This window comes from Pseudonocardia sp. P1 (assembly GCF_000178675.2).
Taxonomy (GTDB): domain Bacteria; phylum Actinomycetota; class Actinomycetes; order Mycobacteriales; family Pseudonocardiaceae; genus Pseudonocardia.
The window spans coordinates 2,128,974-2,141,139 of sequence record NZ_ADUJ02000001.1; the positions used below are offsets into that span (position 1 = coordinate 2,128,974).

General features: G+C 74.1%; 10 protein-coding genes. 3 read left to right on the top strand and 7 right to left on the bottom strand.

The window, feature by feature from the left end; genetic code table 11:
* The first annotated feature begins 49 nt into the window (after positions 1-49).
* The gene (locus PP1_RS09380; RefSeq protein ID WP_139323805.1) at positions 50-550 is read left to right on the top strand and encodes a VOC family protein; all 501 of its coding nucleotides are present in this window, start codon (positions 50-52) and stop codon (positions 548-550) included.
* 10 nt (positions 551-560) lie between these two features.
* Here PP1_RS09380 and PP1_RS09385 read toward each other — a convergent pair whose 3' ends face one another.
* The 4 genes from PP1_RS09385 to PP1_RS09400 form a co-directional block, all read right to left on the bottom strand.
* Positions 561-1,316 (bottom strand): DivIVA domain-containing protein, encoded by a 756-nt coding sequence (locus PP1_RS09385; RefSeq protein ID WP_010232326.1) that lies wholly within the window; start codon positions 1,314-1,316, stop codon positions 561-563.
* 109 nt (positions 1,317-1,425) lie between these two features.
* Positions 1,426-1,911, bottom strand: coding sequence for a pantetheine-phosphate adenylyltransferase (coaD, locus tag PP1_RS09390; RefSeq protein WP_010232325.1), 486 nt, complete (start codon positions 1,909-1,911; stop codon positions 1,426-1,428).
* A gap of 24 nt (positions 1,912-1,935) precedes the next feature.
* On the bottom strand, positions 1,936-2,541 hold the full coding sequence (gene rsmD / locus PP1_RS09395; protein WP_010232324.1) for a 16S rRNA (guanine(966)-N(2))-methyltransferase RsmD: 606 nt from the start codon (positions 2,539-2,541) through the stop codon (positions 1,936-1,938).
* Positions 2,542-2,620: 79 nt separating this feature from the next.
* Entirely contained in the window at positions 2,621-6,001 is a 3,381-nt protein-coding gene (locus PP1_RS09400) for a pyruvate carboxylase (RefSeq protein ID WP_010232323.1), read from the bottom strand.
* A 180-nt stretch (positions 6,002-6,181) separates the two neighbouring features.
* Between PP1_RS09400 and PP1_RS09405 the strand changes: the two genes are divergently transcribed.
* A complete protein-coding gene (locus tag PP1_RS09405; protein WP_010232322.1) occupies positions 6,182-7,042 on the top strand; it encodes a hypothetical protein in 861 nt (286 codons plus the stop codon).
* A gap of 6 nt (positions 7,043-7,048) precedes the next feature.
* On the opposite strand, the gene recG is transcribed toward PP1_RS09405, so the two are convergent.
* Complete coding sequence (recG, locus tag PP1_RS09410; protein ID WP_010232321.1) at positions 7,049-9,214, bottom strand: ATP-dependent DNA helicase RecG; 2,166 nt, start codon at positions 9,212-9,214, stop codon at positions 7,049-7,051.
* Entirely contained in the window at positions 9,215-11,107 is a 1,893-nt protein-coding gene (locus PP1_RS09415) for a DAK2 domain-containing protein (RefSeq protein ID WP_075314041.1), read from the bottom strand. It abuts the gene before it with no gap.
* A gap of 148 nt (positions 11,108-11,255) precedes the next feature.
* On the opposite strand from PP1_RS09415, the gene rpmB reads away from it, so the two are divergent.
* A complete protein-coding gene (gene rpmB / locus PP1_RS09420; RefSeq protein WP_010239613.1) occupies positions 11,256-11,447 on the top strand; it encodes a 50S ribosomal protein L28 in 192 nt (63 codons plus the stop codon).
* Positions 11,448-11,542: 95 nt separating this feature from the next.
* On the opposite strand, the gene PP1_RS09425 is transcribed toward rpmB, so the two are convergent.
* On the bottom strand, positions 11,543-12,145 hold the full coding sequence (locus PP1_RS09425; protein WP_010239610.1) for a DUF1707 SHOCT-like domain-containing protein: 603 nt from the start codon (positions 12,143-12,145) through the stop codon (positions 11,543-11,545).
* Between the last annotated feature and the right edge of the window lie 21 nt (positions 12,146-12,166).

Consider the following 12,166-nt stretch of genomic DNA (forward strand, 5'->3'; position numbering starts at 1 on the left):
GTCGGGAATCTTCAAGCACGCAGCGGGTACGGGCGGCAGGCTGGTCCGTATGACGAACACCACCACCGCCGCCACCGGCGAGCACACCACCGAGGGCCGCCCGAACTCGCACACCTCGCTGACACCGCACCTGGTGGCGTCCCCCGCCCGCGAGGCGGTCGAACTGTACTCCGCGGCGTTCGGCGCACGGGTCGTCTCGATCACGGAGATGGGTGGGCTGATCGGGCACGCCGAGCTGGCGCTGCCGTCCGGGCGGTTCACCGTCAGCGACGCGATGCCGTCCTACGGCCTGGTCTCCGCCGAGCCGGGCGACCAGCCGGTGAGCCTGTCGCTCGCGGTCTACGTGCCGGACGCCGAGGCCGCCGTCGCCGTCCTGACCGCGGCGGGGTCGACCATCCGGGAACCGCTGACGACCTTCGTGTCCGGGGACCTGTTCGCCTCGGTCGTCGACCCGTACGGCGTGCGGTGGGCCGTGATGACGCGGGTGGAGGACCTCTCGCCCGCCGAGAGCGAGCGCCGGGTCGCGGAGTGGGCGGCCGCCCAGGGCTGAGCCGGCCCGCTCAGTCGATGAGATCCATCCCGGTACCGGACCGGCCGCCGTTCTGCGCGTAACCGGACTCGTAGCCGGGGTCGTACTGCCCGCCGCGCCAGAGCTGGCTGCGGCCCCGCCCGACGACGCCGAGCGCGTTGTTCAGCGTCGTCTCCAGCTCGCCGAGGGTGGTGTCGACGTAGTCGTCGCACTCGCGGCGGAGCCGGTCGCTCTCGGCGTGGGCGGCGTCGACGACGCGGCCGGCCTCGGCGTGCGAGGCGCGGACGACCTCGGCCTGCGACAGGAGCCGGGTCTGTTCGTTCTGCCCGTCGGCGACGAGGCGGTCGTGCGCGGCCCGCCCGGCGTGCCCCATCCGCTCGGCCTCGTCGCGGGCCCGGTCGGTGAGCTCCGAGTACTGCCTGCGCCCCTCGGCGACAGCACGTTCGGCCTCGTGCCGGGCCTCGGCGAGGGTCTGCGCGGCCTCCTCCTGGGCCTCGGCGACGAGCCGCTCGGCCTCGGTGCGCGCGTTCTGCAGGGTCTCCTCGGCCTCGGAGTTCGCGGCGGACCGGGTCTCCTCGGCCTCCCGCTCGGCCTCGGAGACGACCTCGTCGCGGCGGTCGAGGACGTCCTGGGCGTCGTCCATCTCGCCGGGGATCGCCTCGCGCACGTCGTCGAGGAGCTCCAGCACGTCGCCACGCGGGACGACGCAGTTGGACGTCATCGGGACGCTGCGCGCCTCCTCGACGATCGTCACCAGCGCGTCCAGCGACTCGAAGACCCGGTACACGCGAGGGATCATCGCACCGCCGACCTGTACCGGGCGTTATTACCGGCCACTCCCGCGTGTCAAGTTCCGGACGGGTGACCCCCACACATGTGAACGCGAACCCTGCGGCTCAACCCTGCAGGCGCTCGACCAGCCGGGCGTGGATGCTCGGCGGCAGGAACGGCGTCACGTCGCCGCCGCCGCGGGCGACCTCCTTGACGAGCGAGCTCGACACGTAGACCTGGCCCGGCGCCCCGGGCAGGAACAGCGTCTCGACGCCGGTGAGGTGCCGGTTCATGTGCGCCATCGGGAGCTCGTAGTCGTAGTCGGTGGCGCCGCGGAGGCCCTTCACCAGTGCCTGGGCGCCCCGCTCGCGGCAGTAGTCGACGACGAGCCCGGAGAACGACTCGACCCGCACGCCGGGGAGGTCGGAGGTGATCTCCTCCAGCATCGCGACCCGCTCGTCGACCTCGAACATGCCCTGCTTGCGCGGGTTGACCAGGATCGCGACGAAGACCTCGTCGAACAGTCCCGCGGTCCGCGCGATCACGTCGAGGTGACCGACCGTCGGCGGGTCGTAGGAACCGGGGCACACCGCACGACGCACGACGGACATGCGGCGGAACCTATCAGCCGGTGATCATCGCTCCGGGCGTCCTACCGGGCCCCGCGGACCGTCGGGATCCGACACGGCCCCGGTGTGCCGGGCGTGGTGCAGGACGGTGTCGCCGTACCGGCGGGACCGTCCGGGCTCGAACCCGGCGGGCCAGGCGAAGTCGCCGGAACCCTTGGCGCGCTCGACGACCACCACCGCGTCGCCGGCGAGCCAGCCGTTGCCCGCCGCGGCCGTGAGCCAGCCGGCGATCTCGGCGTCGCCGACGGCGTAGGGCGGGTCGACCAGCACGACGTCGAACGTCCGCGGTGCGGGCCCGGCGAGCACGGTCCCGGCCCGGCCGGCGACGACGCGGCCGCCGAGCCCGACGGACCCGACGTTGCGCCGCAGCACCCCCGCCGCACGCTTGTCGGCCTCGACGAACACCGCGTCGGCCGCGCCGCGGGACAGCGCCTCGAGCCCGAGCGCCCCGGACCCGGCACAGACGTCCAGGACGGCCGCGCCGCCGAGCCCCGGGTCGTGGTCGAGCGCGGAGAACAGGGCCTCCCGCACCCGGTCGGACGTGGGCCGGGTGCCCGACGGCGGCACGTCCAGCCGTCGCCCGCCCGCGGCCCCCGCGATCACCCTCGTCACGTGTTCATGGTGCCTCCGGCACTCGTGAGTGGTTGCCTCGGCCCTGACCGAATGAACCACTCACGAGCGCCGGAGGCGCCTACCGCAGCTCGACGAGCAGGTCGCCGCCCTCGACCTGCTGGACGTCGCCGATCGCGAGGCGGGACACGGTGCCGGCGCGGTGGGTGGTGATCGAGGCCTCCATCTTCATCGCCTCGATCGTGGCCACGGTCTGGCCGGCGTCGACGGTGTCGCCCTCGGCGACCTGGAGCGTGACGACGCCGGCGAACGGGGCGGCGACGTGGCCGTCGTTCGACTTGTCGGCCTTCTCCGCGGCCTTGACCTCGGTCGCGACGGACTCGTCGCGCACCGAGACCGGGCGGATCTGCCCGTTCAGGGTGGTGAGCAGGGTGCGGTAGCCGCGCTCGTCGGGCTCGGAGACCGCTTCCAGCTCGATCAGCAGCGTCACGCCGGGCTCGAGCTCCACCGTGTGCTCGAGGTCCTCCTCCAGGCCGTAGAAGAAGTCCTTCGTCGAGAGCACCGAGGTGTTGCCGTAGTGCTCGCGGTGCGCGTCGAAGTCCTTCGTCGGGCCGGGGAACAGCAGCCGGTTCAGCGTGCGGCGGCGCTCGTCACGGAGCCCGCGACGGTCCTCGATGGACAGTTCCGCCCTCTCCGCCTCGGGGCTGCGGCCCTCCAGGGCACGGGTCCGGAACGGCTCGGGCCAGCCCGCCGGGGGCTCACCCAGCTCGCCGCGCAGGAACCCGATCACCGAGTCCGGCACGTCGAACGACGCCGGGTCCTTCTCGAAGTCCGCCGCGTCGACCCCGGCGCCGACCAGGTGCAGGGCGAGGTCGCCCACGACCTTCGACGACGGCGTCACCTTCACCAGCCGCCCCAGCATCCGGTCCGCCGCCGCATAACAGTCCTCGATCAGCTCGAACCGGTCCCCCAGGCCGAGCGCGATGGCCTGCTGACGCAGGTTCGACAACTGCCCACCCGGGATCTCGTGGTGATAGACCCGGCCGGTGGGGCTGGCGAGCCCGGACTCGAAGGGGGCGTAGACCTTCCGCACCGCCTCCCAGTACGGCTCCATGTCACCCACCGCCTGCAACGACAACCCCGTCGCCCGCTCGGTGTGATCGGTCGCCGCCACCAACGCCGACAACGACGGCTGCGACGTCGTCCCCGCCATCGACGCCACCGCACCGTCCACCGCATCGACCCCCGCATCGATCGCCGCGGTCAACGTCGCCAACTGCCCACCCGCCGTGTCATGGGTGTGCAGATGCACCGGCAGATCGAACCGCTCCCGCAACGCCGACACCAACGTCCGCGCCGCCGGGGGCCGCAACAACCCCGCCATGTCCTTGATCGCCAGCACGTGCGCACCGGCGTCGACGATCTGCTCGGCGAGGCGCAGGTAGTAGTCGAGGGTGTAGAGCTTCTCGCCGGGATCCGACAGATCCGCGGTGTAGCAGAGCGCCACCTCGGCCAGCGCGGTCCCGGTGTTGCGGACGGCGTCGATCGCCGGACGCATCTGCGACACGTCGTTGAGCGCATCGAAGATCCGGAAGATGTCCATCCCCGTCGCCGCCGCCTCCGCGACGAACGCATCGGTCACCTCCACCGGGTACGGGGTGTAGCCCACCGTGTTGCGGCCGCGCAGCAGCATCTGCGTGCAGATGTTCGGCGCAGCGGCCTTGATCGCGCCGAGCCGCTCCCACGGATCCTCGGCCAGGAACCGCAGTGCCACGTCGTACGTCGCTCCACCCCAGCACTCGAGGGAGAGCAGCTCGGGCATCGTGCGGGCGACGTACGGCGCGACCGCGACGAGGTCACGGGTACGCACCCGGGTGGCCAGCAGCGACTGGTGTGCGTCCCGGAACGTGGTGTCGGTGACCGCCACCGCCGACCGGGCCCGCAGCCGGGCCGCGAACCCCTCCGGACCCAGCTCCCGCAACAGCTGCGCCGACCCGTCCGGCACCGGCGCGTCGAGGTCCACCTCCAGCGGCAGCTTGTCGACCGGCTCGACGACGACGGGGCGGTCACCGTTCGGCTTGTTCACCGTCGTCTCGCCGAGGAACTGCAGGATCCGCGAGCCCCGGTCGGCGGACGGGCGGGCCTTGAGCAGGTGCGGGCGTTCCTCGATGAAGCTGGTGGTGACCCGGCCAGCCTTGAAGTCGTCGTCCTCGAGGACGGCGGCGAGGAACGGCAGGTTCGTCGCGACGCCACGGATCCGGAACTCGGCGATGGCGCGGCGGGCCCGGCGGGCGGCGTTGGTGAAGTCGTGGCCGTGGCAGGTGAGCTTGACCAGCATCGAGTCGAAGTGCGCCGACACCTCGGCGCCGACGTGCACGGTGCCGCCGTCGAGCCGCACGCCGGGGCCGCCCGGGGAGCGGTACACCGAGATCGTCCCGACGTCCGGGCGGAACTCGTTGGCCGGGTCCTCGGTGGTGATACGGGTCTGCATCGCCGTGCCGGTCAGCGTGATCGCGTCCTGGGTCAGCGCGAGCTCGGGCAGCGTCATCCCGGACGCGATCCGCAGCTGGGCGATGACCAGGTCCCGGTCGGTGACCTGCTCGGTCACCGTGTGCTCGACCTGGATCCGCGGGTTCATCTCGATGAAGTGGTGCTTGCCGCGCTCGTCGAGCAGGAACTCCACGGTGCCCGCGTTGACGTAGCCGATCTGGCGCGCGAAGTTGACCGCGTCGGCGCAGATGGCGTCGCGGACCTCGGGATCGAGGTTCGGCGCCGGGGCGATCTCGACGACCTTCTGGTGGCGGCGCTGCACCGAGCAGTCCCGCTCGTAGAGATGCACGACGTTGCCGTCGGCGTCGGCGAGGATCTGGACCTCGATGTGGCGCGGGTTCACCACGGCCTGCTCGAGAAACACGGTCGGATCGCCGAACGCGGACTCGGCCTCGCGCATCGCCGCCTCGATCGCCTCACGCAGCGCGCCCGGCTCCTGGACCCGGCGCATACCGCGCCCGCCACCCCCGGCGACGGCCTTGACGAAGATCGGGAAGTCGATGTTCTCCGAGGCCGCGAGCAGCTCGTCGACGTCCGACGACGGGTCCGACGACTCCAGCACCGGGACGCCGGCCTCGCGGGCCGCGGCGACGGCTCGGAACTTGTTGCCGGTCAGGTGGAGCACCTCGGTCGGCGGGCCGACGAAGGTGATGCCCTCCTCGCGGCAGGCGCGGGCCAGGTCCGGGTTCTCGGACATGAAGCCGTAGCCCGGGTAGACGGCGTCCGCGCCGGCCTTCTTCGCGGCGCGGACGACCTCGTCGACCGACAGGTACGCGCGGACCGGATGGCCCTGCTCACCGATCCGGTACGACTCGTCCGCCTTGGCACGGTGCAAGGAGTTGCGATCCTCGTACGGGAAGACGGCCACCGTCGACACGCCCAGCTCGAAGGCCGCCCGGAACGCCCGGATCGCGATCTCACCCCGGTTGGCCACCAGAACCTTGCGGAACATCTGTCTCCTCATCCTGTTCGGCGTCGAGACCCGGGACCGCGGGGTTTCCGCAGACCGGACGCGTGATCCTGGCACGTGGGACGTGGGCCCACCACCGCACGACCACGTGGCGGGACACCCCCGGCACCGCCACCCGTACGGCCCGCACCGCGACCCGGCGGGTTCCGGTAGCAAGGAGGTATGACGCGGAGCACCCACCACCGGCACGGCGGCCGGTACGGCCGTGGCGGGCACCGGCACGGCCCCGGCGGGGTCGCGCACCGGGGCGCGCGGGTGCACCACGGGGCCGCCCGGTACGACCACCGGCGGGAACGGCGGTTGCGCCGCCGCGGCGGCCCCGTCCGTCCGGTGGCGGCGGTCGCGCTCGTGTCGGGTGCGGTGCTCCTCACGGGAACGGCGGTGGCGGTGGTGGTCACGGTGGTCGCGCAGATCCTGGCGATCCTGCTCGTCGGCCTGGTCGTGGCCGGGACGTGGACCTGGCTGAAAGGTGCGGTACGACGCCCGGAGGCCGGCCCCGTGACAGCGGTCCCGGCCGCCGCGGTGACGGCCGAGGAGGCGTGGCGCCGGGCGCGTGCCGACTTCCAGCGGGTGCGGGCCGAGTTCGCCGAGCACGAGACCGACCCGATGGCGGTGCTGCACCGGCCCGCGCTGTCCGACGTCGCCGTCGGGAGCACGGCGCGGTTCGTCGACGCGTTCGCCGCCGCGCAGGCACTCGACACCGACGGCTACCCCGGCGAACCGTTCGGCGGCACCTACGTCCGGGCGGTCGAGCAGGCCCGCCGGGCCTGGCGGGCCGCGGTCGAGGCGGCGGACCGGATCCGGCTGTCCGGCCTCTCCGCGGAGGAGCGGCGCACCGTCGAACGGGTCGTCAAGCTCCTGACGACGGCGCGGGCCTCGGACTCCGAGCCGGAACGGCTGGCCGCCTACTCCCGCGCGCGCAGCGAGCTGGACCGGCTCGACCGCGCCGGGGTGATCCACCTGCCGCGACCGGCCCGCGCCCATCTGGACGCGCGGGCCCGGGGCGAGCTGCCCGGGACATGAGCCCGGTCAGGCCTTGTCCAGGTAGGCGGCCCGCTCCTCGTCGCCGAGGGTCTCGCCGACGAGATCGCGCAGGCGCGGGTGCCCGCCGAGGTCCGGGTCGCGGTCGACCAGGTCCCGGGCGTAGAGCTGCGCCTTCGCGATGACGTCGCCGTGCCGCAGGAGCGACAGCAGTTTCAGCCCCGAGCGGGACCCGGACTGGCTGGCACCGAGCACGTCGCCCTCGCGGCGCAGCTCCAGGTCGAGCCGGGCGAGCTCGAAGCCGTCGGTGGTGCCGGCCACCGCGTCGAGCCGCTCCCGCGCGGTGGTGGCGGCCGGCATCTCGGTGACCAGCAGGCACAGGCCGGCGGCGCTGCCCCGGCCGACGCGGCCGCGCAGCTGGTGCAGCTGGGACAGGCCGAACCGGTCGGCGTCGAGGAGCACGATCCCGGTCGCGTTCGGCACGTCGACGCCGACCTCGATGACCGTCGTCGCCACCAGGACATCGAGCTCGGCGCGCTCGAAGGCCCGCATCACCGCGTCCTTCTCGTCCGCCGGGAGCTTGCCGTGCAGGATCCCGATCCGCAGCCCCCCGAGCTTCTCGGTGATCATCGGGGCGATGTCGAGGACCGCCAGCGGGGGGCGCCGCTCGGACTCCCCCTCCTCCGGCGGCGGCTCCTCCAGCTCCGGATCCTCCTTCTCGGTGTCCCCGACCCGCGGGCACACGACGTAGCACTGGTGGCCGCGCTCGACCTCCTCCCGGATCCGCTGCCACACGCGCTCGATCCAGCCGGGGTGCTCGGACAGCGGGACGACCGTCGTCGTCACCGGGGACCGGCCGCGGGGCAGGCCCTTGAGCTCGGAGACGGCGAGATCGCCGTACACCGTCATCGCGACCGTGCGCGGGATCGGCGTCGCGGTCATGACCAGCATGTGCGGGGCGCGCTCGCCGCGGGCCCGCAGCGCGTCGCGCTGCTCGACCCCGAACCGGTGCTGCTCGTCGACGACGACCAGCCCGAGATCGGCGAACCCGACCGTGTCCTGGATCAGCGCGTGGGTCCCGACGACGATCCCGGCCGCGCCGGACTGCGCGTCCAGCAGCGCCTGACGCCGGGCCTTCACCCCCATCGAACCGGTGAGCAGGGTGATCGAGGTGGCGCCGTCGGTGGCGTCGAGCTCACCGGCGCGCCCGAGGGCGCCGAGCATCCCGCGCAGCGAGCGGGCGTGCTGGGCGGCGAGCACCTCGGTGGGCGCGAGCATCGCGGCCTGCTTGCCGGCGTCGACGACCTGCAGCATCGCCCGTAGCGCGACGATCGTCTTGCCGGCGCCCACGTCGCCCTGGACCAGCCGGTTCATCGGGTGCTCGGCACCGAGGTCCGCGGCGATCTCCTCGCCCACGGCCTCCTGGCCGTCGGTGAGCGGGAACGGCAGGTCGGCGTCGAACGCGGCGAGCAGGCCCCCCTCGGTGCGCGGGCACACCGGCGCGGGCCGGGCGACCGCGGCCTGCCGGCGCAGTGCGAGCGCGAGCTGCACGCCGAGCGCCTCGTCCCACACCAGGCGGTGCCGGGCCGCGTGGATGTCGGCCTCGGCCTCCGGCACGTGGATCCGGCGCAGCGCCCGCCCCAGCTCGGTGAGCTGCTCGCGCTCGCGCAGCGCGTCGGGAAGCGGGTCGGTGGGGTCGTCGATCTGGTCGAGGACCTGGCGGACCGACCGCGCGATGGCCTGCGAGGTGACCTTGGCGTTCGCCGGGTAGACCGACAGGAACGGGCGCAGCGAGTCGGTCTCGTCGATCTCCTCGAACTGCGGGTGGGTGAGCTGCAGCCGCCGGTTGAACACACCGACCTTGCCGGAGAACACACCGACCGCCCCGGCCTTCACGAAGCCCTGCAGCTTCCAGCCGTTGAAGAAGGTGCAGTCCAGCTCGCCGCCCTTCTCGTCGCGGATGACGGCCTTCAACATCTTCCCGCGCCGGTTGCGCATGTCCCGCAGCTCCGCCTTCGCGACCTGTGCGACGACGGTCGCGTGCTCGCCGGCGACCAGCCCGGCGATGTCGGTGAGCCGGCCGCGGTCGACGTAGCGGCGCGGGTAGTGCCGCAGCAGGTCCCCGACCGTCTCCAGACCCAGCGGGGCCAGCGCCTCGGCGGCCTTGCGTCCCAGCGGCCCGTCCAGCCGGCTGTCCAGGTCGTACGCGTCCATCTACTCCACCCCCAGCACCAGCGGGAAGTCGCTCTGCCCGCCCCGGTGCACCACCACGTCCACCTCCGGATGGGTACGCCGCAGGTCGTCGGCGAACCGCTCGCCCAGCCCGTCGCCGGCGGCCGAGCCGAGCAGCACGGTCACCAGCTCGCCACCCGGCGTGAGCATGCGATGAGCCAACCACAGCGCACCGACAGCGAGATCCGGGGCGATCAGCACCACCTCGCCGTCGGACAGGCCCAGCACCTCGCCCGGCCGGCACGGCCCGGCCCACGTGAGCGCTTCGGCCTCGGCGATCTGCAGCCCGCCGGTGCGGGTCCCCGCGGCGGCCTCCGCCATCGCGACGACGTCGTCGGACGCCCGCCGCGCCGGATCGTGCACCGCGAGCGCGGCCAGCCCCTGCAGCACCGACGACGACGGGACGACCACGACGTCGATCCCCTCCTCGCGGACCCGCGCGGCGGCGGTCTCGGCGAGGGTCCGGCGGTGCGCCGCGCACGGCAGCACGGCGACGTGCTCGGCGCCGGTGGCCCGGATCGCAGCGAGGACCTCGTCGACGGCCGGGTCCGGCTCGGCGACCAGGACGTCGCCGCCCGCCTGCCGCGCCAGTGCACCCGCCCCGGCGCTCTCGATCATCAGGAGGACGGCGCGGGCCCGGGTGGGCGCCTCGGCCGGGAGGGCTTCGATCCGGATCGACGACGGCCGCCCCGCCACCATCCCCGCCTCGACCGCGGGACCCGCCTCGGTGGTGTGCACGTGGACGGTGCAGCCGCCCGTGCCGTCGCCCGCGACGGTCACCGAGTCCCCGAGACCGCTCAGCCGCGCGCGCAGCGTCGCGAGCGCGTCCGCACCCGGGTCGGCGAGCCAGTAGGTGACCTCGTACACCGGCTGCGGCACCGGGCGCACGGGCTGCATCCCGTCCGCACGGTCCGGCGGCACGGCCCGCCGGTGCGGCGCGTCGGCCGGTGCCGGCGCTGCTCCGTCCGGTGCCCCGGCATTCCCGTTCGGCGGCGTGTCGGCTCGGCTCGGTGGCGAGCCCGCCCCGGCCACGGGCCCACCCGGCGCCGTACCCGGCGGTGGCGGTGCCGGCTCGCCCCCGGTCGCGAGCACCAGCGCGTCGAGCACGGCGACGAGACCGAGGCCGCCCGCGTCGACCACTCCCGCGCGGACGAGTTCGGCGGGGCGGCCCACGGGCGTCGTCAGTGCCACCCGCGCGGCCTCCGCCGCGAGCCGAGCGCCTCCGGCGAGCCCCCCGGCGACCACACGCCCGCCGATGGCCCCGACCCCCTCGTTCCCGTGGTTCGCACGGGTTCGCTCGCCTCGCACGGGATCGGACCCCGTGCGAACGACGGGAACCCGTGCGGCGAGGGCGGACGCAGCGGCGTCGAGCACGGTCAGCGCCGTGCCGGGGCGGGGGACGGACACCGCGGCCGCCGCCAGGTCCGCCGCACGCCGGAGTGCCCCGGCGAGGACGGTCACCGCGTCCGGCACCCCCGCGGCCGACGCCGACCGCGGCCGGGGCGCCGCCCCGGGCACCGAGCCACCGGCCACCACGGCGCCGTCGCCCCGGGTGTCACCGTTCGCCCCGCCACGCCCCTCCCCCGCGTCCAGCTCCTCGGCCACCCCGCGGAACAGCTGCGAGAGGATCAGCCCCGAGTTGCCCCGGGCCCCCCGCACCGCCGCGGCGGCCAGCGCCGCCGCGGCCCGGGCGGGGCCGCCCTCCAGCGGCGCCGACGCCGCAGCACGTACCGTGAGCAGCAGGTTCGACCCGGTGTCGTGGTCCGCGACCGGGAAGACGTTGATCCGGTCGATCTCGGCCCGGCACTCGGCGAGCCGCGCGGCGGCGGCGTCGATCCAGCGGCGCAGCAGCGCGGGGTCGAACGGCGGGGCCACCCTGCCACCCTAGGTGCGCCGCACCGGTCCGGCGCTCCTGGCGGGCCCCCGCGGAGATCGCGGTACCCCCCTCGCTAGACTTGCAGACCGAGCCCCGGCACGCCCGGGCTTCGTGAACTGTTCGCCAACCCCTCGAGGAGTGTCCGACGTGGCTGCCGTCTGCGACGTCTGCGGCAAGGGTCCGGGCTTCGGCATGTCCGTCTCGCACTCGCACCGCCGTACCAACCGCCGCTGGAACCCGAACATCCAGACCGTTCGGGCCGCGATCAACGGTGGCAACCGCCGCCGCATCAACGCCTGCACCTCCTGCCTGAAGGCCGGGAAGGTCACCCGCGTCTGACGCGGTGCGTCCAGCGAGATCAGAACACCGACCGGCCCGGTTCCCGCGAGGGACCGGGCCGTCGTCGTGTCCGGGGCCGTGTCGGTAGCCGGTTCCTAGCCGAGGACGGCCCGCCACCAGCCCTTGCGCGACCCGCGGACGGTGAGGGAGCCCATCCCGACCTTGCCGTGCACCACGAGGTGCGGGCCGGATCCGGCGGGCGTCCCGGGGACCTTCGTCTTCACCTCGCCCCAGGACCCGCTGACGCCGTCGACGTCGGCGGTGCCACCCTCGGGGAGGATCAGCACGATCTCCCCCATCCCGGTCGAGACCTCGACGTCGACGCGCGGCGGCATCCGCCGCACCTCGGACAGGTCGAGGTGGATGGTGCCCATGCTCGTCGTGAGCCGTAGCGCGGCAGGCACCTCCCAGTCACCGGTCCGCTTCACGGTGCCGGCCCCGGTGCGCAGGTGCACCCGGTCTTCGGAGCCCGCGGAACGGGCCGGTGCCGCGCCGGACGCCACCGACGGCGGCAGGCCGCCGGGCAGGTCCGCCAGCGGGGGACGCAGCTCGCTCGCGGTGCGGGCCGCGTAGACCGCGTCGAGGCGTTCCTCGAGCTCGGTCAGGGTGATGCGGCCCTCGCCCAGCGCGTCGTGCAGCCGCTTCGCGGCGGCTTCACGATCGGCGTCCGATATGCGCATCTCGCCCGAGTCGTCCACCCCGACGAGCCTAATGGTTCC

Coding starts and splice junctions, on each gene's coding strand:
- recG (WP_010232321.1), bottom strand. CDS start 9,214: ATGGACGCGTACGACCTGGACAGCCGGCTGGACGGGCCGCTGGGACGC.
- PP1_RS09400 (WP_010232323.1), bottom strand. CDS start 6,001: ATGTTCCGCAAGGTTCTGGTGGCCAACCGGGGTGAGATCGCGATCCGG.
- PP1_RS09405 (WP_010232322.1), top strand. CDS start 6,182: ATGACGCGGAGCACCCACCACCGGCACGGCGGCCGGTACGGCCGTGGC.
- coaD (WP_010232325.1), bottom strand. CDS start 1,911: ATGTCCGTCGTGCGTCGTGCGGTGTGCCCCGGTTCCTACGACCCGCCG.
- PP1_RS09380 (WP_139323805.1), top strand. CDS start 50: ATGACGAACACCACCACCGCCGCCACCGGCGAGCACACCACCGAGGGC.